Origin of the sequence: Pseudomonas hydrolytica (assembly GCF_021495345.1) — a bacterium.
Classification (GTDB): Bacteria; Pseudomonadota; Gammaproteobacteria; order Pseudomonadales; family Pseudomonadaceae; genus Aquipseudomonas; species Aquipseudomonas hydrolytica.
The window spans coordinates 3,077,905-3,101,235 of record NZ_CP099397.1 but is presented as its reverse complement, the minus strand read 5'-3'; the positions used below and the strand labels follow the sequence as shown (position 1 = coordinate 3,101,235).

Annotated in this window: 19 protein-coding genes; 12 read left to right on the top strand and 7 right to left on the bottom strand. The window is 46.9% G+C overall.

From position 1 onward, the window contains the following. Nucleotides 1-375: 375 nt before the first annotated feature. Nucleotides 376-2,823 (top strand): hypothetical protein, encoded by a 2,448-nt coding sequence (locus L1F06_RS14375; protein WP_129482250.1) that lies wholly within the window; start codon nucleotides 376-378, stop codon nucleotides 2,821-2,823. A 395-nt stretch (nucleotides 2,824-3,218) separates the two neighbouring features. Here the strand turns inward: L1F06_RS14375 and L1F06_RS14370 are convergent, their stop codons facing one another. Beyond that, the gene (locus L1F06_RS14370) at nucleotides 3,219-3,743 is read right to left on the bottom strand and encodes a hypothetical protein (protein ID WP_129482251.1); all 525 of its coding nucleotides are present in this window, start codon (nucleotides 3,741-3,743) and stop codon (nucleotides 3,219-3,221) included. Nucleotides 3,744-4,375: 632 nt separating this feature from the next. Beyond that, nucleotides 4,376-5,557 (bottom strand): hypothetical protein, encoded by a 1,182-nt coding sequence (locus L1F06_RS14365; RefSeq protein ID WP_177491090.1) that lies wholly within the window; start codon nucleotides 5,555-5,557, stop codon nucleotides 4,376-4,378. Between the two features lie 843 nt (nucleotides 5,558-6,400). Between L1F06_RS14365 and L1F06_RS14360 the strand changes: the two genes are divergently transcribed. The 3 genes from L1F06_RS14360 to L1F06_RS14350 all read left to right on the top strand — a co-directional run bounded on the left by L1F06_RS14360 (nucleotide 6,401) and on the right by L1F06_RS14350 (nucleotide 8,475). Further along, on the top strand, nucleotides 6,401-6,961 hold the full coding sequence (locus L1F06_RS14360) for a metal-independent carbonic anhydrase family protein (RefSeq protein ID WP_003245852.1): 561 nt from the start codon (nucleotides 6,401-6,403) through the stop codon (nucleotides 6,959-6,961). 286 nt (nucleotides 6,962-7,247) lie between these two features. Further along, nucleotides 7,248-7,727: a YqhA family protein gene (locus tag L1F06_RS14355; RefSeq protein ID WP_129482252.1), complete on the top strand. Its 480-nt coding sequence runs from the start codon at nucleotides 7,248-7,250 to the stop codon at nucleotides 7,725-7,727. A 100-nt stretch (nucleotides 7,728-7,827) separates the two neighbouring features. Continuing rightward, nucleotides 7,828-8,475, top strand: coding sequence for a GNAT family N-acetyltransferase (locus L1F06_RS14350; RefSeq protein ID WP_252576645.1), 648 nt, complete (start codon nucleotides 7,828-7,830; stop codon nucleotides 8,473-8,475). 217 nt (nucleotides 8,476-8,692) lie between these two features. On the opposite strand, the gene L1F06_RS14345 is transcribed toward L1F06_RS14350, so the two are convergent. Then, nucleotides 8,693-9,181 (bottom strand): hypothetical protein, encoded by a 489-nt coding sequence (locus tag L1F06_RS14345; RefSeq protein ID WP_129482253.1) that lies wholly within the window; start codon nucleotides 9,179-9,181, stop codon nucleotides 8,693-8,695. Between the two features lie 102 nt (nucleotides 9,182-9,283). Then, entirely contained in the window at nucleotides 9,284-9,748 is a 465-nt protein-coding gene (locus L1F06_RS14340; RefSeq protein ID WP_129482254.1) for a hypothetical protein, read from the bottom strand. Nucleotides 9,749-10,632: 884 nt separating this feature from the next. On the opposite strand from L1F06_RS14340, the gene L1F06_RS14335 reads away from it, so the two are divergent. Beyond that, nucleotides 10,633-11,217 carry an MbcA/ParS/Xre antitoxin family protein gene (locus L1F06_RS14335; protein WP_129482255.1) on the top strand — a complete coding sequence of 195 codons (585 nt, stop codon included), beginning with the start codon at nucleotides 10,633-10,635 and terminating at the stop codon, nucleotides 11,215-11,217. 1,857 nt (nucleotides 11,218-13,074) lie between these two features. Here L1F06_RS14335 and L1F06_RS14330 read toward each other — a convergent pair. Further along, nucleotides 13,075-14,337 (bottom strand): hypothetical protein, encoded by a 1,263-nt coding sequence (locus L1F06_RS14330; protein ID WP_129482256.1) that lies wholly within the window; start codon nucleotides 14,335-14,337, stop codon nucleotides 13,075-13,077. Between the two features lie 805 nt (nucleotides 14,338-15,142). On the opposite strand from L1F06_RS14330, the gene L1F06_RS14325 reads away from it, so the two are divergent. The 7 genes from L1F06_RS14325 to L1F06_RS14295 all read left to right on the top strand — a co-directional run bounded on the left by L1F06_RS14325 (nucleotide 15,143) and on the right by L1F06_RS14295 (nucleotide 21,446). Further along, nucleotides 15,143-17,035, top strand: a complete 1,893-nt coding sequence (locus L1F06_RS14325; RefSeq protein ID WP_129482258.1) for an ATP-dependent nuclease — start codon at nucleotides 15,143-15,145, stop codon at nucleotides 17,033-17,035. Next, complete coding sequence (locus tag L1F06_RS14320; RefSeq protein ID WP_129482259.1) at nucleotides 17,032-18,747, top strand: ATP-dependent helicase; 1,716 nt, start codon at nucleotides 17,032-17,034, stop codon at nucleotides 18,745-18,747. The genes L1F06_RS14325 and L1F06_RS14320 overlap by 4 nt, the downstream gene beginning before the upstream one ends. Nucleotides 18,748-18,770: 23 nt before the next feature. Beyond that, complete coding sequence (locus L1F06_RS14315) at nucleotides 18,771-19,382, top strand: hypothetical protein (protein WP_129482260.1); 612 nt, start codon at nucleotides 18,771-18,773, stop codon at nucleotides 19,380-19,382. A gap of 91 nt (nucleotides 19,383-19,473) precedes the next feature. Further along, on the top strand, nucleotides 19,474-20,022 hold the full coding sequence (locus L1F06_RS14310; protein WP_129482261.1) for a HEPN domain-containing protein: 549 nt from the start codon (nucleotides 19,474-19,476) through the stop codon (nucleotides 20,020-20,022). Between the two features lie 15 nt (nucleotides 20,023-20,037). Further along, a complete protein-coding gene (locus L1F06_RS14305; RefSeq protein WP_129482262.1) occupies nucleotides 20,038-20,280 on the top strand; it encodes a hypothetical protein in 243 nt (80 codons plus the stop codon). Between the two features lie 24 nt (nucleotides 20,281-20,304). Then, the gene (locus tag L1F06_RS14300; RefSeq protein WP_129482263.1) at nucleotides 20,305-20,628 is read left to right on the top strand and encodes a hypothetical protein; all 324 of its coding nucleotides are present in this window, start codon (nucleotides 20,305-20,307) and stop codon (nucleotides 20,626-20,628) included. An 86-nt stretch (nucleotides 20,629-20,714) separates the two neighbouring features. Beyond that, complete coding sequence (locus tag L1F06_RS14295; protein WP_129482264.1) at nucleotides 20,715-21,446, top strand: hypothetical protein; 732 nt, start codon at nucleotides 20,715-20,717, stop codon at nucleotides 21,444-21,446. Nucleotides 21,447-21,522: 76 nt separating this feature from the next. Here the strand turns inward: L1F06_RS14295 and L1F06_RS14290 are convergent, their stop codons facing one another. After that, nucleotides 21,523-22,926 carry a relaxase/mobilization nuclease domain-containing protein gene (locus tag L1F06_RS14290; protein WP_129482265.1) on the bottom strand — a complete coding sequence of 468 codons (1,404 nt, stop codon included), beginning with the start codon at nucleotides 22,924-22,926 and terminating at the stop codon, nucleotides 21,523-21,525. A 14-nt stretch (nucleotides 22,927-22,940) separates the two neighbouring features. Further along, complete coding sequence (locus L1F06_RS14285; RefSeq protein ID WP_129482266.1) at nucleotides 22,941-23,300, bottom strand: hypothetical protein; 360 nt, start codon at nucleotides 23,298-23,300, stop codon at nucleotides 22,941-22,943. Nucleotides 23,301-23,331: the final 31 nt, after the last annotated feature.

The window sequence follows — 23,331 nt, the reverse complement described above, 5'->3', positions numbered from 1 at the left end:
AAGTTCTTTGTAATTATTTTGCATCGCTTTAACCCCCTGAGGGGAAGGGGCCACTGGGGTGGTTCTTTGGGTGGGTGCCACTTCCCTCTCTTTTATATATATGAAAGAAGGAAGTGGTAATAAACGCAAAGCTACAACCAGCACAACCACTGGATACCTTACGCGAAGCGGGATTAGATATTTACCACTTCCTCCTGTTTTATATATATGAAAGCAGGAAGTGGTAATAAAAAGACAATCTCATTGACTGGAAAAATATTTTTAATTATTTTCGATATTAATGTTTAAAAGTTAAAAATTAGTGTTATTATAAAAATGTGCAATATAGCACTGCGCCGGAGATGCGTAAAACATAATAACAGGTTAAAATTTAAAATGAATAAAACATTCTATAAGGGTCAAAAACAGGAGCACACTGTAAATGACATAAACACTGCGGTAGTGGTGGTTGGTACAGAAGACATAACAGATTTGAGTTATACGTACGTTAGGGCAGAGAAAAATTTAGAGTCTGTAGTAAAGCTGCTCTCAGAAGCAAAGTCAGAAACAAAGAAGTCTATTTCAATCTTCGTAACAGATGAGAATTACACCGAGCGTTATGAGCTGGCAAGAGCATATAAGGCCGGGCTGTACTTCGTAAACGATACCCACATCGAAAGCCTGAAGGGTTACTCATCTCTTGAAATCGATGAAGTCGCTGCACAAGCAGGCGTTCTAAAGAATATTAAGCGTTTTGTTGCGTCTGTGGCTCGCCAGGTTCCTTTCTCGCTGTCTCGTGACCAAGCCGTAAAGCTTGTTGGAAATGCTGTTTCAGACTTGAGTTTCAGTGTTGAAAAGGATGAAAACCCGCTGGATCTGCTTAACAAGGCAATTGATAGTGACATTATCAAATACCAACACAGCCGCAAAATCAATTTCGATTCTCAAATCGTAGGCAGTTTTCTCAATCATCGTAAACCTAGCCTTGAGGCATCCGCTGAGCTAGAAACCTATGCTGCGAAAATATTCTTGCAGGGCGGCGTTCATGTGCTAGCAGACGGCATGGGCAAGGGTAAAACCAAGCATGTCATACGAAAGCTGATTGAGGCTGGTATCGATTCTGGCGAGAAATCCACGGTATTGACTCATCGTATCGCTATCGCTCGTTCAAGCGCTATCGCTGACCTTGTTGAGCAATACAATGACGACAGCATTAAAGGTCGTGAAGATCAGCTCAAATCACTCTCTCTAGTAATTAATAAATGCGATAACGAGAGGTTTAGGGTTCATACGCATCAAAGCGGCATCGTCATCATCGAAGAAGCCGCCCAGGTACTGCGTCACTTGATGCAAAAAGACTTCACCGGCGACCGTATCGGCGTGTTTCACGAGATTCTTGGGCTCATTAAGAATGCGCGCCTGGTGCTTTTCTGCGAAGCATTTGTGAATGATGTACTGATTAATTACGTACGCCTTGCCGGCAGAACGATAAATTTTATGCAGGGCAATGCTGATTATTCGTCAATTAATGTATGTCTCGGATCGGTAGAGTCAACACAGAGAGAAATTCTCAGAGCTTTGGCTGCGAACAAGAAGGTTCTTTTCTCATCAGATTCGAGAAAACAGGCCGAGACAGTAGCCAAAATTGCCAGAGATCAGGGTAAAAAAGTTCTTTTGGTAACGCAGATAACTAAAGACAATGATGAGGTTGTTGAGTTTCTTGCTAACCCAAATGACACTATTACTAAGTACGACGTGCTTTGCCACAGTCCATCAATGCAATCGTCTGTCAGTATCACCATCAAGCATTTTGAGGCTCATTTCTGCATATTCGGCGCGGTTGTTGGGGTCGATGATGCAAAGCAGTTCGTATATCGAGACAGAACAGCCAAAAAAATTATTGTGGGGATTCATCACACAAGAAATTTCTCGGTCGAAGAGAAGGAAGCTATAGCAAAATTCTTCGGAAGTGGAGATCTGGTTTTCGACTCTATCGCTTTTCAGCAGTTGCACCTAAATGCTCTTGAAAAAAATAATTTCCAGCAATGGTTGTCCATTAGCTTTGGGCTGGATGGTTTTACTATGAGCAGGCTCTCATCTGAAAAAAATGTTGACGAAGAAGCTTCGAAAATCTTCAAGAATGGAAGAAAAGTGGTTGCGCAAATGGTAACAAAGCGAACCCTAGAAGCTGGGAAAGAGTTATCATTTCGGACAATGGAGAGACTTGAGAAAACTACAAACGATAAAGAATACTACATCAATAATTTAATAGATGTAGCTAACGCAACCGGAAAGATTATCAATGAAGTTACTGCGAAGGATGTTGGATTCTATAATCAAGGTGCTGGTCTGACCAAGATTAGAAATATGAAGTGTCTGTTGCTGGAGGATGCTGACTTCGAAAAGTTCAGGGAAAGGGATAATTTACTGACTGGTATCGATGCTAGGCACTACTCGGACATTCGTAAGCATCTTCGCGAGGTGATGACTACGCTATCTATTAGGATGGACGGCAAAGGCGTTTTAACCGAAGACGGACTTGCAGATGCATGTGCATACATTGTTAAAAATCAAATTGATTTCAAGATGAATGGACTTGTTTCAATAAAAGTTGGAGCAAATACGGACCGGCAAAAGCATTCGCTTATCTCTAACTTGCTTTCGAAATTGGGATTGTCAAAAGTAAGAAAGATGGTAGATGGTGAAAGAGTCTATGTCTTAAATCAGGCGCAGTATAAAAGAATGTGCTCGTACGTCTTTCCGTTTAGCTTTAGTTCAATTAAAAGAAAGGATTGGTCTTTTCAGGATAATATTCAATACGATAAAAAAAGTGCGCTCGTATAGATTGAAAATGATACGCAAAAAAATAACTCTTAAAATGAGGTTATAAGCTAGAGGTCTGTTAAAATTATGGTATGATTAATGTGTGAGAAAAAATACCTGCTTGCTCATGCATCTCCAAGTGCAGCCTCGTCCGATATATTTATTTATCGGCGGGGTTTTCACCCTCTAGGCCCAATACTGTAAGGAAAGCATATTAATAGGGATGCTTGTCGTAGGTATTGCCGAGTTCTAGAAAATCTTGTTCAGCTGGAGTGATACAGATCTTACAGGCCAAATCATCGCTAATGGTTGATCTAGTTGCGGCCGCATTACACGCTCATGTACTACAGCCGCTAATTTGGAACCACGCTCAGGGCAGGCTTCTATGGTTTGTGTGTTTTCGGATGCAAATATAATTATGAGTTAGTGGATCCGCATAGATGCATCTCAGTTTTTTTGATCAATTTATTCAGAGGCTCTCTATACAAAAGATCAGGAGACAACGAGATAAAATTGCTTTTACGAATGTCATTAACGCATATTGTAAGCTCCTTGGTCAGTTTGGGGTTGAGTGTAAATCCTCTAATTGCTTTAAGCGTTTTTGAACTGGTGTCTATGACGTGCATTTCGATGAAAAGCCTAGAGCTTTCAGTAAGTTCTGGTGTTGCGTACTCTTCGTTGGGAATTATTTGTGGCATGAAGGGGCACTCCAATATCATGTCTCCAATTTTGAAAAGTATCAGAATTTGTGATTCTTGGCGTATGAAGCCAGCTCTAATTTTTCCATCTCTGAGATTTTTAATCTCAGAGCTGATCGGACTAGGCAGCATTACTTGGAGTGTAAAGCCTTGTTTTGTAAAAAATTGAGCTGCTGAGCCTTCATATACTGGAGTTCTAAGTGGGTATGGAGCATTTATAGATAGTTGTATAAATTCTTTCATGGATTATTTCCTTGTGGGTGATTGGTTTATATGCCAAGTAATGATGTCAATGGCTATGATCACGCTGATTTCTCCCCAGTGATTTATTTTGAGTTGAAATTTCAATTTCTTGGCGAAATTTATTGTGACAACGGTTTTGTGTTCGTCAATACTTTTAAGTTGGTTTTATAAAAATAATTGATGTGGCGAGTTGTCTGCTCGCAACTTATTTGGAATGTCGATCGCAGTCGAATAGATGGATGTGTCATCTACAGCCGTAAATAGGAGATGTGGCGCACGTTGACTATCTGAAAGAACTAACAGACATCGGATTCTTAGAGTTGATTTCGACGTCTCTGCGAATGACAGCCGAATTCTGGAAGTAGTGCCTCTTGCCAGTTAACCGCTCGGACCTTGGTCCACAATAGCCAGGTCAGAAGTACGGCAACGCGAAGCTACGTTTCGGCGGATTGGCAAAGAATGCCACGTACCTGGTGACGCTATTTGCCCTGTCGAATGATCAGGAGATGGCCAGGGAATTTACGACCATGGTCCACATTTACCAGTTCAGGGCACGCGGTTGGATGGTGTTGGCCTGGTGATTTGCGACCATAGTCCATGCGACGCTTTAGTTGAGTGGCGATGATTCGGGCTTAGCGCCCCGGGAGCTTCAAGCGATCTGCGGTTTTCTTGTCTACAGGCAGTGCCTCAACGATGCCGTGATCTACAGTAGGGCTGATTGAAATCGCATTTTTCTGCGCCCGATCTCGACCTTCCTGTAATTGTTCCGGCGTACAAATAAATACTGGCAGCACCCCCGACCAGTTACCTACTCCTTCAAGCTCCGCATCCACATGAATAGAAAGATATTGCTCGGTAAGCTCAAAGGTCGGAGTGCTAACGCTATTGACGCGATTGACCCAGTCAAGCGGTACCACTTTCTTGTTAGCAGCTCTGGAGTTCCGGGGGACAAACGAAAGGCGGATGATATCCATCATAATGAGCCTGCTAAGCCAATCGGAGCCTGCATACCTTTCGTGATAATCAGAGATAAAGCTGCCGCTCTGGAGGTCTGCAAACCACGTGCCGTGAGCCATGCCCAGCACGTTGCCAAATAGCGACTCCATCGCTTCCATGCCACCGAGCATCCTACCGGTCTCTCTGCACATGGTTTTGGTTGCCAATGCATTGCGACGGTCTGTGGCTACTTGGATTTGGACGGTGACCTCGTGCCCAGACTCAGTTCGCTCAATTGCAGGCGGTTGGGAAAGCAGCCCTCCATAGCCCAGTTCATTTGAAAGGACATATCGATCTTCATCTGGCCATTTGCTGAAATCCACGCTCAGTGCCCACAGCTCCCGGATGTTGCCTTCAAGGAAGTGAGAAATTCTAAATCGACATCCGTCCGGACCGAACCGTAGTACCGCCCCTAGCGCTATCAGACTCGGGCCGATAGCGATGATGTCGTCGCGACCCACTTCACCTTGTCCCTGAAGGCGCCTTGATGCCTCGTGGCTGAGCTTCAGCTCATGAAGGTTTTGGGTTGAGTATCGTACTTCGTCCCTGTCGATGAGAACGCTACAGCTAGCGCAAAGCCAAATCCCATTATCGATTGATCCGCGTTGCTCGGGAGTCATTGAGTGATCGTAACGACGCGCGCCAGGACCAGACGCAGCTGCTGCAATGTGAGCAGCAACGCCAATCATGGTCACAGCGTTTGAAGCTTCGTCGCTGGGCCCTACCGTCGACGCCTTGCACAAGGAGCATTGATAGCTTGCCCGTAGGGCGAGATCGCTCTTAGTCCTTCTTGAAAAATCGTCACGTGAGGAAGTCATCTGTGAAATCCAAACCTAATAGGCCCCAGCAGGAGCAGAGTGATTGCAGAGTTACTTTGGTGAAGATGATGTTGGGTATCAGACCGTATTGCTCGAATCTGAAGGCCATCCGCAGACTATTCCAAATACTCTGCCGAGCGTTTCTGATCGATGCCCGTAAAGGCTAAGCTTGGTAGAAACCTTGGGTTAGCTCAAGAACGCTCTGAAATCGAGATGGACCACCTCCACGGAGCTGAAGCTCAGAGCGTTGACCTAATTGGAATACTCTGCGATCCAGCTTACCTTGAGTACGACGAGAACACCTCACTCTGGTCCCTTCTGCGAAGCGGGTTTGGTTGAAAAAGAGCGGCTGCCAGACAAGTGCGAGGGTGGCTTGTACCGCTCAGACGAGCCCGCCCAGCGAAAAATTTATTGGCTGTATGACTGCTCCTGGGCGAGAGCGGCCCTTCGTGGCTGGCAGAGGTCGGCCAGAAGCGGCCACTAATTTCTTGGCAATCAACAGCAGAAAAAGCATTATGGAAACAACTGCTCACGCGCAGTCCCATCTTCGGCGGCATGAATGCCTTGCTTATCTCACACAAGCATTCATTCCTGCTAGCTTTGGCGACATGCTGTGAAGCGCGGGCTTATGCCGCATTCGGCTATAACTGGCTTATACCGCGTTCGATATAACGTCGCAGCAGAAGGGAGTGAAAGATGCATAAAACACTGATCCGCAAGAGAAAAGTCAACATTGTTAGCGAAATGTTAGGCTGCGTATTAGTCGAGCGTTCGGTCTAATCACTGTTAGGCACAGTCAAACACGCAACAATCCAATTCTTTCAACCCAGAGGTCTCCCAACTATGAAAGTCAAACTTGTAGCATTAACAGCATTAGTCGCACTTACCTCAAATATTGCGAACGCAAACGAGCCCATCGTTGTAAATCAGGCAGTAACAGAGAAGGAAGCATTAACAGCTCAGCAAGCATGGTGTGCTGCTCTTCTTGATATCAACGCCGCATACGAAAAGGATGGAAAAGTAGCAGCGAGAGCATTGGCCGAGAAAGTCATAGATTCCGCTTACGCCTACCAAATGGGCGCAGTACTCTTTAAGCCTACGCTCACGGTGAACCCTCAAACATTTCGCCCCACACGTGCCGGTGCGCTATCTTATTTCGTTGGCGGTGACCCATCCTTCCCTGCCGACACAGGTTTTGCTCTAAAAGGCTGGAAAAAATGTGAGCCTGTCACTTCTGCTATTTTTCTTGATGGCAATAGCGCAATTACTATGGGGAAAGTTCACTTCACAGATAAAAATGGGAAAGTGACTACCGTTGACAAAACGTGGGGTTACGTTAAAGACGATGCGGGAAATTTGCGCATTAACCTTCACCATTCATCATTGGAGTACCAACCTAAGTAAATCCGCTATAAACCCATAGGCAGTGGAGTTGTTGCCTAACAAGTCATTCCAGCGGACTGCCTACGGCAGCCGCTGAATTCCAACGTTAGTGGCTTTTCTCCAGGTCATGTCAGGGTCACGAACGTTTGAAGTAATCCAGCAGTAATCCGACAGCTCCAGTGTTCGGCTAACGCCGTAGAAAGCACAATCTAGAGGTTGATTAACGAGATAGTAGATAGTCCGGTGAAACCGACTAAGAGAAAATTGTGAGTCTGTAACTGACGTTGTGACGCGGCCCGGAGAAATTATGATCGAGAGAGTTTTCAGAAGTAGTCGGTTTATGGTGTGGGTGGCAGTCGTTATCTGTGCGGTGTCATCTTTGCTCTTGTATGGTGCCTCGGTTAACATAATCTGGAATACCGCACTGGATGTAGTACGTGATATACCTGTCTCTGCTGACAACGGCAAGAGCCTCGCGGTTCGCCTCCTGAAGCTGTTGGATCTCCTGCTGATCGCTATTACTTTTCAGATCATGGCGGTTAGCCTGTATCGTCTGTTCATCCGTCCGGTGTCTGATGATGACAGAGAATCCCAAAACCCTCTGGACATTAAGAGCTTCCATGATTTGAAGATAACAGTAAGCCAAGTGGCTGTTGTGATACTGGTGGTTCTGTTCCTTGAGCAGGCGGTAGAGATTGGCGCTACGATCGCTACGTTATACTTGGGTGCTGCCATCGGTATCATTATTTTGGCCTCGGTATTCGCGTGGAAGAATATGAAAGACTGATGCACAGCACGCGGTTAGACGTCACCTGCTGGTTGCCTGAACTAGAGAGGCAACCACTCCGCAGAGAATGTAGGCGGCCAACGCTTCATGGGAGCCTGCTTTGGGCAAGAGCCAACGTCACGGGCGTCTGCCACTAACCAATCCAAGCATAGCGACACCATTTCGGTTGCGGCTTCGCCTTCACTACAAAGCTGCGCGTGTTGGCGGCGTTATGCGCATCCATAGAGAGGGTACTCTTATTATTGAAATCAGGAAGGCAGAAAAAGCGGACGTTCCTGCGATACTCGACCTTGTTCGAGGAAAAGCGGAATTCGATGGGTGTTTGAATTCGCTTCAATCTACGGAAGCTGACATTGAGGAAGCTTTCTTCTCCGAACAACCCAAGGCGTTTGCGCTCTTGGCCATGAAGTCAGGCGAGGCCGTGGGTATCGCGACGTACTACAGTATCTATTGCACGTTCATTGCCAAGCCTGGCATCTGGCTAGACGATCTGTTTGTCTATCCGCAGTTCCGGGGAAGCGGTGTGGGCGAAGCTCTACTCTCAGAGCTGTGTATCCTCGCTCAGAATACTGGCTGCGGGCGTATTGACTGGATCGTGGCTACCGACAATGATCGAGGAAGGAGCTTCTACGAGCGCTCGGGCGCTCGGATATTCGAAGAGGTACGGCGTGCCCGGTTAGATGAATGTGCGATCAACGCACTTGCAGAGAAAGCGCATAACAAAGCAATGCACCCGACAAGCGGGTGATTGCGGCGTTAGGTTATCCGAGCAAAAGTGACCCGCCCCTCATTCCTCAGTCACTGTGAATGTCCGCTTCTGGCCGGAAGCAGCCCCTTGTCACCGACCGTAAGTGGCCAGAAGCGGAAACGGTGTGTCTAAAAAGCTGGGGAGATTCACTCATCTCTCACGCCCAAGGTGTACCAATCACCCGCTGGCCACTTTGCAGCGCAGCTGGGTGTAAAAATCAATATTCGCGTTCGGGAACAATGAATCCTAGCGGCTTGATCAACTCATTCACGGCCCCAGCAGCGCGCTCATTCTCCATAAACTCCCGCGGCGTATAGCTCAAAGCAATAGCCAGAGTTAGTGCTTCGTGACACAGCGTTGCGGGATCGAAAGACCATACTTCGATCCGGGTCGCGTCTGTGTCTCTAAAGTCGGGCTCATCGATTACCTTTTTGCTAGCCAAAAACTCGTCGAGCCTCAAGATGGGAGCCGCGTACGTCCGCTGTGCTCGATCAGCAAGCATGGTTCGTGCTTCAAGATAGGTATCGCCCACGGCGACTAGTCCGTCACTGTATTGGCCACGAACATAGATTTCAGCGAGTTTGGGTGACGATACATAGCCTCGAACGTCACTAAGCTCGATATATCCGCTTACTGGTGTAAGCGTAATCAGAAGTTTTTTGATTATGTCTGGCTCGTTAGGCATTACGACGTGGGTCAACATCATGCATTCACTCGCATCACACTAAGTTGTCAATGTTGAGCTAAAAAAATCGGCCATTAGCAGCTCGTAGAGTAGAAAGATCATACAGTCATAGGCCTCTGTGAGCTAATTCTCTACTTTTAACGTGCTCACTATATTTATAGTGGATGAGAATGACTTGAGCTTTTTTACAAAACGATCTTCATCTGCGGCCAGGTAGAGAAAAGGTAGACGAGGTTGGCCATCCTCTCTGCATATTGCTATGCGATTATTTCCACCGGTAACAACTAGGCAGCCCAGATTCACTGAGAGTAGGGGGGGAGTCATTAGCCCGCCATTACTCCAGTGCATTATAGCGCGAACAACCTTGTCGTCAGAAACTCCCCATAGTGACTCCCTGCGGCTGTGTCCGTGCAAAAGCTCAACGATCTCAGCCAAATTAGCCTCTCCGAACAAATACTCGCCTAATTGATAGTCATTTGGGTCGGCGCCATCATCGCAAAAATAGATATTTTCTGGCGAAAAATCCCACTTCACCTCGAAGGTCTCAGGCCATCCTGCTCGGGGCTTGCCCTTGATTGAATTGATCATTCTTATCCTTGATTAGGCCTGTTATTAATGGCAATGCGTTGGCGTAAATATAGGTGCCATGTTGAGACTTGAAAAGTGCGTGGTTCAAATTTTGTGTTGCAGACTCATACTGTCGATATTAAAAATTATCGGAAGTAAGTGTGGTCAAAATTGGTACTGTGATTTCTATCATGTGTTTTTGTTGTGGTCAATAAGAAAAATATAAAACTTGCTGCCAGGGCGGAGGGTGATGAAAAATACTTTAGGAAAAGCCGGCGTGAGTTGTTTGATTATCTGATTATTATTGAGGCTGAATTATGGGGAAGAAGAGGATAGGGGCGAAGATGGAGAATCTTCTTGGAGAGGACGCTAATAGGATTTTTTCTATATCAGCAGCTTCGGATGATCGGTGGGTCGCAACGGATAATGCTTCAGTAGTATTTTGTGAGGAAGCGAAAAGGTATTTTGAGCGAAAGTATGAAGGATGCTTAGTTAATGCGTCAGCCTTGAGTTCAGGGAATGTCGACTTTATTTGCAGCGGAGGTTCTAGGATTGGTTTTCGGGTACAGGCTAGAGGGGTTAAATGGACGAAAGATATCCTTGTCATATCAAATATAAGTGAGCTGCGTAGTTTTTGTGCTCGAAGCCCGTTCGAAGAAATGCTAGGTTTCATTTTCTATGCAAAGGACAAAGTGGGTTATTCGAAGCTGGGGCTTGAGTATCCAGGTCATTTGGGACTTGAGTTGGTAAAGAGGTATGGGTTCAGTAAATATGAACCTTTGGATGATTGCTGGATAATCGAACTTTCCAAGCTTCAACGGATAGATAAGTGTATGGAGTTCATGCTTGGGGTATTTCGTAGAATTTTCTAAGTGATATAGTTCCATTCATTAGGAGCGATCTGTATGGTCAATGATTTAGAGGCAGTATTAGCAGAAAATTTTGCAAATATTCTCTTTGATGGGCGGCAAGCGGAGGTGCGATTTTTCGGATTTGAATGTGGGGGCGGGTGGTATGGCCTGGTCGGAGGAACTCTGCTTTTTATTCAGCAGTATTCCCGAGAGAACAAGCTGGATGTTGTGATTCGACAAGTTAAAGAAAAATTCGGTGAGTTGAGGATATATTTACGAGGTGGTGACGAAATAGTTGACATAGCTACTGATATTGCCGGATTGGTGTCTAGGGTTATCTGTGAGAGTTGTGGTTGCCGAGGAAAACTCAACGAAGAGGAAGGGTGGCTTCGTGTGCGGTGTGAAATACAATGCGATGAGCTGCAAGTCAAAGCGGAAAACTTCGAGACGTATAAGTTTAGTTATGCAGCATCAGTTTTGGCATTAACCTCACTTTTTGGGCTGCGCTCTGTGGAATGGTTGAAGACCTCTCAAATGGCCTTTAACGGTCGTCCCCCATTCGAATTGCTAGCTACCACAGAAGGCTGTCACGAGGTGGTTGTACATATTGGTCGACTAGCGTACGGCGTCGGCGTCTGAAGTAGCGCTCGTTAGTGAATCCCGACAATCCATGACTAATTAATGATCTCATGCTGAATTGTAGACTTGGGTATGAGTGCGCTGTAGACAAAGCTGCTGCATCCTTGATATAGCTTGAGCTGCGGCTGAGGTGCTAATGATAGCCCGCCAATATCTCAGTACTTACTGGAGGCGCAATGGGACGGATTGCTTGTCTGGGGTGGGGGTCACTAGTGTGGGACCCGAGAGGCCTGCCAACGCAGGGGGGGTGGTCTCAGGACGGCCCATTGATACCTGTAGAATTTGCTAGGCAGTCGCAAGATGGGCGAATCACACTCGTACTGATCGAAACAGAGAGGGTAGTTCCCTCACTGTGGGTAGTTATGCAGTGTGAGGATCTAGCAGCAGCCGTTGAAGCTTTGCGCTACCGAGAGGGTATCCCTCAACGAAATGTTGATAGGCATGTTTGCAGGTGGTCTGCCGGACAAGTGTCTCCCAAACTGATACCTAGTCTATCTCAATGGGCTGAGGGGTACGGACTAGATCACGTGATTTGGACCGGGTTGCCTCCGAAGTTCAGCGGCACTGAAATCACGCCCACTGCGGAGCAGGTAGTGGACTACCTGAAGGTGCTTACAGGAGAGGCGCGGGACCTAGCGGAGTATTATGTGCGTAAGGCTCCGCGTCAGATTGCTACGCAATACCGCCAAAGCATCGAGGCTGCTCTTCAATGGAATCCAGTATGACGTAGCACTCTGACCCCATGAAATCATGTCATGTTCTGGAGCATGAGCCGCTGATAGGTGGCATACTAGCATCCTATATATGGTCATATTCCACATGAGTCCTTCATGCCACTTGCCACTCTTCTCGCAATACATGAGCGTGAAAGCCTGTATTCAGGTGCCAATACTGCAATCTGGCATTCACACTCTCTCGCAGTACGTTTAGCCAAGAAGGCTGTCCGCGAAGAAGACTACGTGGCGACATTGATAACAAACGGTATACCGTTCTTAGTGGAGCGGTGGGCTCCATTGCTCCGATCAAAGGGGGTGAGCTTGAGGGTCTCCGGTGTGTTCTGCCATGGGCACCCTCAGGTTTCGTTCGGCTCCCCGCGTCGCCGAGTCGAACTCGCCGATCTGCTTATAGTTCATATACACACGAAGACAGGGCGCTCATCGGCACGAGCAATATTGCTTCAAGCAAAAATGTCGAGTGACTCTACTCATCAACTCTCTTCATCAGATGATCAACTCCACCTATTCAGCCATTGGCCGCCATTTGAATTTGTCTCTGGAGGTCTTGCGCCAGGACTGCGTAACCTCGATGAGCATGGCAAGGGGTCTCGCTATGCTTTGGTGCATAAAGGACAAGCTTACCCTGAGCAGATTAAGTGGGCTGATTAATGCCCTTGGGCAGCGAGCCAGGCAAAAGAGCTACTAACTGCTGACCGCTCTGTGGCCCGGCTGCTCGGAGACATGCTACTCAACAAAGATGGCCGACCGTTTCAGTTGGGGAAACCCAAAGAGGATTGGTCCCGGACAATTCAAGAACTACTACAAATAACAGGGCTGCGCACATATAGGCGTACAAATATTGATCGAGGCCCTTCATCACGAATGACTGATGCATTCTCATCGGAGCCAGGACATATGCTGATGTATACCGACGGAGGCCAGTTCAGCATTTCATCTCAGGTGGCTAGATCATCACTTCTGGAGCGTTACTTCGGTGCTGTACCCATTGCGTTGCAGGGGGGGGATGTCTTGAGCACACCTCCGATTACTTCGCGCGATCAGCCTTCTGGCGGTATCTCAAGCCTCGCTATCGAGACGACTGAGGAGAAGGGCTAAGGTTTACGCTCTTCCCAGATACTTCTTAATGGTTTGGTAGGTTGTCAGACTGAATGAATATAGAAATATATGCGCTGTCATCGTGCATTGCTGAAAGTGCGATTTGTGAAGATCGTGTCATTTCACAGTAGGCTCTCAAAAGTCTAATTAATGTTTTTTTCATGTGCGCGTGGCTTCTGTATAAGGTATCTGCGCTAATTCTTATTCCGCAATTCTCAAGCTTTTCGCGCACGGACTCGGTAATGGTGTTTTGGTTGTCGAATGCATTGTAAATTGCTGTGACTGTTAGGTCTGAAATATTAACAGACCCAGCGCAATTTCCCAGTTTCTCTCGAGCGGCTTCGTAATATTCATGATCAAGCTGCTTTTGAACCATCCCTGCTCCGATTATTCCAGGCCAGCTAGCTAGTGTCCCTGTATGCGTGCGTAGCCTTGTCTTTCGATTTCCCCACTGCTCAAAGAAATAGGTTATCTGATGCTTTATGTTTAGGTCTCGGTTAGAAAGTTGCGGAAAGCTATTGCGTAAGCTTTTCTTAGATATGGCTTCATGAAAAACTCTTTGTATGTCTAAAAGACGATCAATGGTTGTTTCTTGTAGTTCGAAATTTGCGTTGTTAAGGAATACTCTTGCAGAATTATCTTTGCTAATTGTTAGCTTGAAGTAATGCATGAGCATCTCATAGTCAGCAACTAGTGTAAGTCTAGTTTCAAAATTTTCATTGAAGTCATTGCATAATCTCTCTGGGCTATTTTTAGTTACCGGTAGCACTCCCTTGACAGTCATCCAGCTGTAAACCCCTATTGATGAGTCTCTGAATTCACGTACAAAACAGCGTGTCAAGAGGTCTCGCTTTACAAGTGCCGAGTAGCCAATGAATTCGCTCTTTAGAGAATCGTAGATTTCAAATGCAAATTCAGCGCTGATTCCTGTATTTTTTTCAAGTGTTACAAGCATGAGGGCGCTTTGGAAGTCCTTCTTGAAGTTGTCTACAGCTTCGATCGTGTCTATAGATAGATCAGGTGGAAGAACTCTTGTAGAGTCGGAAATTGCCAATTCTTTAGTGGTGGTTGCAAGGTTAACTTCCAGTAAAAAATATGCTAGGTGCTTTATTACTTCGGCTTCGCGGCCAGAGTATTTTCTCTCAGCCATAGTCTTGACGCTTCTAATTATCGTATCTAGTTGCTGCCTTTCTTCGTAGTTCATACCCAGATGAACTAGGATGTCGCTAAAGTAAATCTGATCTAGAAAGTCCAAACCAGCTTTCTGTGATTTGGTAATACGTGCCATCAGAGTTTCCTTAATCCTATGCTACGGCCACACCAATACTGCTTACAGTTGCGCCTACTGCCGCTCCTGTTGTCGCTACGACTGTCGCTCCAGCAACCATCCCGCCACCACCTGCTGCGATCGCCCCACCGCCAAGTGCTGCCAGTGAGGCGTTGGTCAAGGCGGCTCCCGAAAGAGTGCTTATGGCCGTACCGGATGCTGTCGCACCAAGTAGCCCAGTGGTCCCAACCGCTGCTGCAATTGGACCTGCAAAGGCTGCGGCAGCTCCTCCAGTGGCGAGAGTGCCAATGCAGATCAGTGCGACCTTCCCTGGATTCTCAATTACCGTATCTGCTGTCGAACTGGCCAAATCGCCCACAGTATCGACTACTACCATGGCCGCATCGCCTACCGCTCCGGCTGCGTTACCAACAAAATCGAAAACGGATTCAAAGAAAGACATAGTGTTAGCTCCAGGCTTTGCGCAGAAGAAATTTCTGTGCTGTGTGGAGGCAATTCTGCTGACTCGGCGACCCGCGATCTATCGGTAAAAAAGTGTACTTTTTTCTACACTAGGTGCGCTATTTGGATAGAGGTGGGCATCCTCAGTGGAGGTCTTCAGAGCCTCTAGATCATTGACAGATATAGAGGTTTGGAGGTGTCGCAGAGCAAGCCTTGCTATTGTGCGGCTACTTTCGGCGACCAGCCCTAGCTAGGGCCCTACGGTTGATCGTCGGTCAAAATGAGAGGGCGAGGTGTGTAAGAGTCGATTCACGATACGCAACTGATTTAGTATGCCATCAATAAACCAAGGATGGAGGCATGCATGTACCTGGCTGAACTCAACGTCAACAACTTCCGTAAGCTACGTGAGGCAAAGCTGAAATTTCAGCCAGGTCTGAACGTGCTGGTTGGTCCAAACAACGTTGGGAAGAGCGCAGTAGTTGATGCTCTTCGGACCCTTCTTGCCGGGCACGATGAGCCATTCCCGCGCCTCGACGTCTCAGATCGTCATCGCCCTGCGGAAGGGGAGCCAGCTGGCGATATCAGCTTTCATTTTGTTTTTTGTGGGCTCAGCCACGACGACGAGGCTGACTTCATTGCAGCCTTGAGGCCAAGCGCTGACGGTCAGTCGATGGAGGCTCACATCCATGTGAGCTACACGGACGCAGATCAGACAGGTCGATTCAGAGTTAAGCGTTGGTGTGGGGAACATCAAGACGTGGCTTTGACCTCCGATATGATGGAGAACCTCCGAGGAGTGTACCTTCAACCACTTCGCGATGCGGCACAAGGATTGCGCCCTAGTCGTAACAGCCAGCTTTCTCGTCTGCTTCACCTGCTTACGGATAAAGCTGGTCGCGAAGAAATCAATTCAGCTCTGAAAGCGTTGGATGAGCAGCTTCAGGCAAACCCATCCATACAAAGCACCCAAACCGCGATTTCGTCCCGCCATGATTCCATGTTGGGGGCGCAATTGGCTCAATCACTGGCGGTTGGGTTGAGCGCCACCGATTTTCAGCGCCTGTCATCCAGGTTGTCCCTTACGGTCGACGCATTGGAGATCGAGCAGAATGGCCTGGGCTTTAACAATCTGATCTTCATGGCGGTGGTGCTCTCTGAGCTGGCCAAGAACCAGGAGTCGGCATATCGGAGCTTGATTGTCGAAGAACCAGAGGCGCACTTGCATCCCCAGCTACAGAGAGTTCTCCTACGCTATCTTGCTGGAATTCCTACGGGAGAAGGCGAGAAGCCCGTACAGCTCTTCGTGACGAGCCATTCACCGAATTTTGCGAGCAATTCCAAACTCGAATCGCTTACCTGCTTGGTCGAGACAGAAGCAGGTGTTGAGACGTTCTTTCCTCGTGAGATTGAGTTTGCTAAAGGGAAGCGTGAAAAGCTGGAACGCTACCTGGATGTGACCAGAGCTGAGCTGTTTTTCGCCCGAAGGGTGATCTTCGTGGAAGGGGCCGCTGAACTGATGCTTGTGGATGCTCTTGCCACGAGAATGGGGTTGGACTTAAGAGATCACGGTATAAGCCTCATCAGCGTTGAAGGGTTGAACTTTGACTCATTTCTGCCGCTGTTTGGGGAGAAGGCACTACGAATTCCTGTTTCTCTGATTACGGATGCAGATCCCGTTGGGGAAGTAGAGCTTGAAGCCGGTGAAGACGATGAACCAGGAGCGATAGGAGACGAAGAGGTTTTAGCGGAGGCTGCGTATCTTGAGGAGGAAGACGACGCTGGGGATGATGAGCTAGAGCAAGAAGTGCCCGCTGATGGAGAAGCCAAGGCGAAGAAAAAGGCCAAGCGAGTAGGTGTTTACCCAGCGCTAGGTGAAGCGATCAGGTTGTCGAGCAATACCGTCAAGATGAAAGCTTTGGAGGATCACTATGTGAGGGTTTTCCATGGTGTGAAAACGCTGGAATACGACTTGGCACTTCTGGAGGCTAATAGGGAGCCAATGCTTACTGCTTTGGCCGATCCCCATCCCCGTATCGCCAACGCATTGCGCAAGATCGTGGAAGCCGCACCAGATAACACTGCGAAAGCTAAGGCGCTTTTCTGCGGCATGTTTGAGCGTAAGGACAGTAGCATTCAAAAGGGGCGCTATAGCCAGGCGCTGGCTCAGGTTCTGGCTACCAGCGAAGATTGTGAAGTACCCGAATATCTCCGTATGGCGATACTTCATGCCTGTCAGGGAGCTGCGAAAGAATGAAGCTCTCTGATGAGCAACTGGCGGTTATACAGGCGCCATTAGGGGCCATGGCCGTAACAGCATGCGCAGGAAGCGGTAAGACAGCTACTGCAATAAGGCGCCTGATTTACATCCGACAGCTAATGAAGAGCAGCCGTGGACGCGTAGCACTGCTGTCGTTCTCCAACGTTGCCGTCGACACCTTCAATAAGGGTTTTCAACAACTTGCAATCAATCTACCAGATGGTGTAAATCTCAAGCGTGTCGAGGTGGACACGTTAGATGGATTCTTCACTAGTCACGTAATACGTCCTCACGCTCATCGAACGATGGGGGCTAATCAAGCAGCCTTTTTGGTATCGGGAAGCGAACCGTTTCTGAGTGGTTTTTCTTATTGGCGAGATGGATCGTTTCCATTACCTATAGCCGAATTCAAAGTGGGCATCGCAGATGGGAAGACATTCTTCTACTCTGGTACCGGGGATAATCATGAGCTTCTTGATCAAGCTAAAGCCTTAGAGTTGGTCGGAAGGCTGGGGCGCACGGGAGCATATACACACGATCTAGGTAGATACTGGATCTACAAAACTCTTTCCAATCAGCCTGCTGTTTTACGTGCTCTAGCTACTCGGTATCCACAGATTCTTGTTGATGAGTCCCAAGACCTAGGCATGGTGCATCAGGAAATCCTGGAGCTACTCATTAAAGAAGGTGTTCAAGTCTCCCTTATCGGCGACGCGAACCAGGGAATCTATGGCTTTGCAGGTGCCGATGGCTCATTTCTCCGCTCCTACAGCACGCGTGAGGGTGTCAGTGGGTTCGAGCTGACACGTAACTACCGCTCTCTGCCTCCCATTATTGATCTGGCAAACGCTCTGAGTGGACGCGAAGACAAGCCCTATAGAGAGCCCCAGCCAGGTGGGCTTTATTTCTTAGGTTATAAAGATGCAGAGCTAGAGAGGCTGTTCGATAGATTTAGAGATTGTCTAGATGAGCTGGGTTTACAGCACGAGCAGGCAGTAATTCTGGCTAGAGGAGCCGATAGAGTCGCCAAGCTGTCTGGTGAGGTTGAACCTCCTGGAAGAGGGGTAATGACAGCATTTACAGAAGCTGCGCTTTTACGGGATCAACATGCACGATTTCTGGATGCTTTCAAGCTTGTGAGCAGAGGTGTGGTGAGCTTGCTGGAGGATGCCCCGAGCGGCTTGGCCTCCAAGCTTCTAGGCGCACCTCAGGAGGAGTGGATGTTGAGGCTGCGTCGGGTTCTTTGGGGCTTTACTCGTGATGCTGATGCTGGATTGCCATCCTCCAACCTGCTTGGCGAAAGTGAGTGGCATGCGCTACTTCTACAGCGCATACGCAGTCTTCTTGTACATATCCAGCGGGACTACGGATTCGCTTCGGTGGCTAATCTTGGCAACAAATTGAGTAAGCGAGATCTGCGCAACGCACCGCTCAATGCAGCCTCCCCAGTTGGAAAGCAAGGGCCTGAAATCAGGGTAGAAACGGTTCACCAAGTCAAAGGGGAGAGCATTGACGCGGTGCTTTACGTAGCCAAGAAAGCTCACATCGAAGCTCTGTTGGGAGGCACTGGCGATGAAGAAGGCCGCATTGGATACGTTGCGGTTACTAGAGCGAGAAATCTGTTCTGGTTGGCTGTACCTAACTCATGCCTAAAAGAGCTACGTCCGAAGCTGGTTAGTGCAGGCTTTGGGGAGTTAACGAACGGGTAGGTAAGCTATTAGGAGAGGTGGGCATGGAGATTAAATTGGCTAAGCCTGATGTAACATTATTATTCGAGAATGGGCTACCTGAAGATCTATTCAAGAGTTTCTCTGAGGGGCTGGATGTTGAAAAAGTCACTGTTTTAGTACAGTCAAGGCCGCCAAGTGGACCTCAAGCATGTCTTGAGTGGTTCATGCTTCCGCTGGTAGCAACGTATCTTTCCAAATCCTTATTCGATTCTTTCCTTGGTGAAATGGGCAAGGATTTATATTTAGTGCTCAAGAGGAAGATCTCCGATACCACCACAAAGGTGATGACGCAGCCTAGGATCGAGCCAGTTTTGGTTGGTACTAAAGGCAAGCTTAGCCAAGATAATCCTTACAGCATGGCATGCTCTATATATGCTGAGGCAAGTGATGGTAATAGATTTAAATTACTTTTGCCTAAGCCTGGGGCGGATGTTGATTACAACGAAGTAGTGGGGGTTTTTCTAGACTTCTTGTCGGACTATCACTCTGGAGTGAAAGAACTTGATTCAATTGGATTTGATGTGAATTCAAAACCGCCTAGCGGTTACATGTTTGTAAGAGTTAATACTGAAAATAAAAGTGTTGAATGGGTGGAGCTTGTTCGTAAATTTTGATGGTTGCAGTCATACTGCTCGCTGTCAGTGAGTTAAAGTGCAGTATTTGCCGCCGTTAATTATATGTCGCTTGCAGTTTTGAGGTTTATAGATGGTCTCGCAGTCATTTCAGACATTTAATCATTCAATACAAGACGCAATAGAGCTTCTCAACCATTTTGACGCTATAAATACAAATCCGCCACCAGCCAACGCGGAGGTGTTGAAGAGAGCAAGCCTTGTCATGGCATTAGCTGCACTCGAAACCTATATAGAGGATAGGATCATCGAGGCAGCGTATAAGATAGCGGGCAGCGCTCCGAATGGCGGGCACTTATCGAATTTCTTTATCTCGTCACTACAAAGCGATCTGAAGTACTTTCATACGCCAAGCACTGATCGTGTAAAACCAATTTTTGAGAAATACCTTGGTGTGGATATTACTGAAGGTTGGGTTTGGAATCATTTTGATCCGGCCCGTGCCAAATCCGAGCTTAACAAGATTGCCAAGAAGCGTGGGGATATCGCACATCGCTCACTTCGTCCGCTTCCTGGTCAGCCCGTTGCGCATGCAGTGACCCGTGACGAGCTACGGAAACACATTAGATTTATCTGCGATCTCGTAACTGCTACTGAGAAATACCTAAGCGAAAAGCTTTAGGTATTGGAGAATAATATGGCTTACACTAAGTTAAAGTTTTCAAATGATATTGAGGCGGTTGATATTCTTAGCATGCAGGAGATGTCGGTGGAGGAATATCGCGAGTACTTGAACGGCGAACTGCTCTTTGTTGATCATCATGACATTCTGCGGTCGGGGCCAGCTGAGTACCCATTGGCTACAAATAAAGAGCAGCTTGAAATTCTTATATCCTATCTTCAAGGACTCAGATCTAGAGTAGGCTCCGAATCTATTTAATTATATTTAATAATGAGGGAGAAAATGAAATACGAATTGCACGGAGTTTCTTTAGGCGGTCAGGAGTATAGATTTCGCTCCACTAAACAAGATGGTGTGTATGAAATTCTGTTCGAGAATTGTGTCTCCACTCTTGATATGAGGCATTTTCTGAATGATCAAAATAAACCGTTGTCAGGTTCTAGCCACTGGGGGAAGGACAACAAACGGGTTGTAGACTCTATAGTTGTCCTCGCTGAGGTACAGTCTCCAAGATTCTCCGTTGAGAAAGGGTTCAAGGTGTTCAATATTAACTGGGAATCGGACGGTGCAATCGATACTGGTTATTTTGTTATTCGACAGGTCTAGCAAGCATGATGGTTTAGGCGGCATAGTACCGATGAGTGAAATACTTTCGTGATCTTAGGTAAGACAAAATGTAGGGGAGGAGGGGAGTGATTCGAGACGTTACTATTCGAGAGAATAATTTCTTGCTGATTTTTTCAGATGCTGTATTGCTTTATGAAGCAGCGATGGCATGTGATAACGATGATCTCAACAGTGCCTTAGCTAAGTCGTCTGTATTAGCTGTAAATTTTGCAATCGAGGCAGCTGCTAACTCATTTCTACAATCCGTCGAGTTGACAACCCCTCTAAAGGATAGTATCGATAAATTTCCAACTATAGATAAGTTTAATTTTGTACTCCAATGGCATACTGATAATCACCTTCCTAAAGGTGACTCTCATGTCCAGGCAGTAAGTAACTTAGTCAAGAACAGAAATGCGATGGTTCATCCAAAGGTAGTGAAACGGTCGCTGCCAGTTGAGACTCAGGTTGGGCCAGATGGCAGATTATTGCACTCGGTAATAACGTCACCTCCTCGCAAGGGACAGGATGTGAAACATAAGCTATTGGGTCCGGATCCAGAGCTATATACCCATCATGATGCCAAAGCGGCTCTCCAGGTGATGACCAAATTTCTTAATGCATTCGTTTACTGGTGGGGTATTGGATACGACGATGCGGAGCTTTTCCTTTTCCAGACTTGGGACGGGTCATTAAGCGCAAGACCGGTCATGTTTAGAAAGAATCAAATCGATGTTCTCGTTCGCAATGACCACTTTCTGAACATCCAGTTTATGGGTATTCACGGCATGTTTGATGATGACAGTCCTCAAATCTAAGCCCCCTGACGGGAAAGGGGCCAGCCAGAGGCGAGGATTAATGATGCTTATCCGTCAGTGCTCGCAACGCCAACTGTCAGTTAACTAATTTTGGCTCGTTTAAAGTGCTTCTTTCGTTATTCAAGCATTGAGCAATTACAAATTTTAGCTGGCTTATGCATTGGCTTTTTAGTTTCCCATCAACACTCTTGTCAAGAAAATCATCTTGCATCGGTACGTTGATCTTCAAAGCTACATCTGAAAGATCGTGTATTTCAGATTCGTAGTCAATAGTTACTTCAAATATAGAGAAGATCGCTTGAAGAATGCTCTCAACCATTTTCATGATGTCCCGGATAATTTTATCTAGTCTTTGCTTCTCTATCTCGTGCTGTACTTCCTGTCTTTTGAGTTTTCGCTGAGGGAGTTTTATACCTATATTGAACCCCAGGTGGTAATTCGTCCTGTCACCGAAGAAATCATATTTGTTTGAGCGCTCTCGTACGTATTTATTCAGACTAGATTTTGGCTTGGTAATCTTAATATATGCTCTGAACGTAGCATCAAATTTGGCTGTAGATGCTAAGTCTGGTTGAGCTATACCTAGGCCTAGGCCAAGTTTCAAATTATCCCTATGCGGGGAGTAACTTACTCCGTTTCTTTGCAGGGCGTCCCACGTGAGCATGGTGGACATGACGTCAGTGCCAGAGATGAATTTTACGTTTTTATTAGTCAGTTTGTAGCTGATCCCAAATATTTTCCCATTGTTGTGCTTCACTTGAATGCTGATTCCGCGCTCAGCAAATCTATCAACGAGTTGTGACATAGTTCTAGGTCGATTAGGGGCTTTAAAAATTGCTTTGGAAATACCACGCATGATGTAGGCATAATCTTTCTTGGGATCTGAGAACCGTGGTATTTCTTTAGTCCACCCATCTGTGCGGGGGGTGGAAAGCCGGTATCTGTGCTCAATCTCGCGTGCGGCGTTCATGCCTTTATGTCTATCGTTCGAGTCCGCCACTAACTGGAAATTTGCGCCTAGGGCTGCTCTTGAGCTAGTCGCATCGCGCGCTGCAACCCTTACGCGCGATGCGACGATATGTACATGCTCTAATTCTGTGTCTCTATGAATCACTGCGACATATTTTGTTGAGTCGTCATACCCTAACGACTTCATATAGCTGTGAACAGAGCTTAACCATTCCGCACTGGATAGCTTCTCGCCTTTGGCGAGGGAAAGGATGTAGTGTCCACAGAGGTTGTCGCTGTCTCCTTTGTACTGAGCTGCGTGTTGCTCGAACTCAGTTATGATCTGTTCGGGATCAATGAAAACCTTGCGTTCTCCACCTTCGTGATATTCATAGTAAGGGTTTCCGGATACAATATTTCCTCCTATGAACTCCACATGCTTGATTTTTTCTTTATCGCAATGGCGGGCGGCAAGTTCGTACAGAATTCGCGCTCTAAAATTTTTTGAAAATTTTGCCTTTTTACTAATCATATTATTCTCTCTTTTTATTGTTGTTGTATGAGTTTGTTAAGATCTACTAGCTTTTTCTTGAGTGAACCGGAAATTATAAAAGCAGCCTCTGGCATGCTGGGGTCGCTTGCGAGATGGTGCAGGGCATTAACATCCGATGCTATTGCCCCCAGATGAGCAGCGACACACGCAGATTTTGCGTCTAGCCCTAGGCTCTTTTGCCTGATAAGTGCAAATGCAGCAGTTCTGAGGAATTGCGAGAGATAAGCGTAACCAAAGGTTTTTCCGGCACATCGAAGTTCTTCTGCTTCGCCCGGGGTCAAGTAAACCTCCGAAATTACAGTTCTTGGATTGTCTATTCTCGGGCGACCGCCCTTGGTCTTGATTTTCTTCATTGCCCACCTTTGTTTTTATAGTTCTTGGTGT

What these genes read in the sequence shown, in the direction of transcription:
- L1F06_RS14305 (WP_129482262.1), top strand. Translation starts at nt 20,038, where the DNA reads ATGGCTTACACTAAGTTAAAGTTTTCAAATGATATTGAGGCGGTTGAT.
- L1F06_RS14300 (WP_129482263.1), top strand. Translation starts at nt 20,305, where the DNA reads ATGAAATACGAATTGCACGGAGTTTCTTTAGGCGGTCAGGAGTATAGA.
- L1F06_RS14335 (WP_129482255.1), top strand. Translation starts at nt 10,633, where the DNA reads ATGGTCAATGATTTAGAGGCAGTATTAGCAGAAAATTTTGCAAATATT.
- L1F06_RS14325 (WP_129482258.1), top strand. Translation starts at nt 15,143, where the DNA reads ATGTACCTGGCTGAACTCAACGTCAACAACTTCCGTAAGCTACGTGAG.
- L1F06_RS14375 (WP_129482250.1), top strand. Translation starts at nt 376, where the DNA reads ATGAATAAAACATTCTATAAGGGTCAAAAACAGGAGCACACTGTAAAT.
- L1F06_RS14365 (WP_177491090.1), bottom strand. Translation starts at nt 5,557, where the DNA reads ATGACTTCCTCACGTGACGATTTTTCAAGAAGGACTAAGAGCGATCTC.
- L1F06_RS14370 (WP_129482251.1), bottom strand. Translation starts at nt 3,743, where the DNA reads ATGAAAGAATTTATACAACTATCTATAAATGCTCCATACCCACTTAGA.
- L1F06_RS14290 (WP_129482265.1), bottom strand. Translation starts at nt 22,926, where the DNA reads ATGATTAGTAAAAAGGCAAAATTTTCAAAAAATTTTAGAGCGCGAATT.
- L1F06_RS14285 (WP_129482266.1), bottom strand. Translation starts at nt 23,300, where the DNA reads ATGAAGAAAATCAAGACCAAGGGCGGTCGCCCGAGAATAGACAATCCA.
- L1F06_RS14315 (WP_129482260.1), top strand. Translation starts at nt 18,771, where the DNA reads ATGGAGATTAAATTGGCTAAGCCTGATGTAACATTATTATTCGAGAAT.
- L1F06_RS14360 (WP_003245852.1), top strand. Translation starts at nt 6,401, where the DNA reads ATGAAAGTCAAACTTGTAGCATTAACAGCATTAGTCGCACTTACCTCA.
- L1F06_RS14310 (WP_129482261.1), top strand. Translation starts at nt 19,474, where the DNA reads ATGGTCTCGCAGTCATTTCAGACATTTAATCATTCAATACAAGACGCA.
- L1F06_RS14355 (WP_129482252.1), top strand. Translation starts at nt 7,248, where the DNA reads ATGATCGAGAGAGTTTTCAGAAGTAGTCGGTTTATGGTGTGGGTGGCA.
- L1F06_RS14340 (WP_129482254.1), bottom strand. Translation starts at nt 9,748, where the DNA reads ATGATCAATTCAATCAAGGGCAAGCCCCGAGCAGGATGGCCTGAGACC.
- L1F06_RS14320 (WP_129482259.1), top strand. Translation starts at nt 17,032, where the DNA reads ATGAAGCTCTCTGATGAGCAACTGGCGGTTATACAGGCGCCATTAGGG.
- L1F06_RS14345 (WP_129482253.1), bottom strand. Translation starts at nt 9,181, where the DNA reads ATGATGTTGACCCACGTCGTAATGCCTAACGAGCCAGACATAATCAAA.
- L1F06_RS14330 (WP_129482256.1), bottom strand. Translation starts at nt 14,337, where the DNA reads ATGGCACGTATTACCAAATCACAGAAAGCTGGTTTGGACTTTCTAGAT.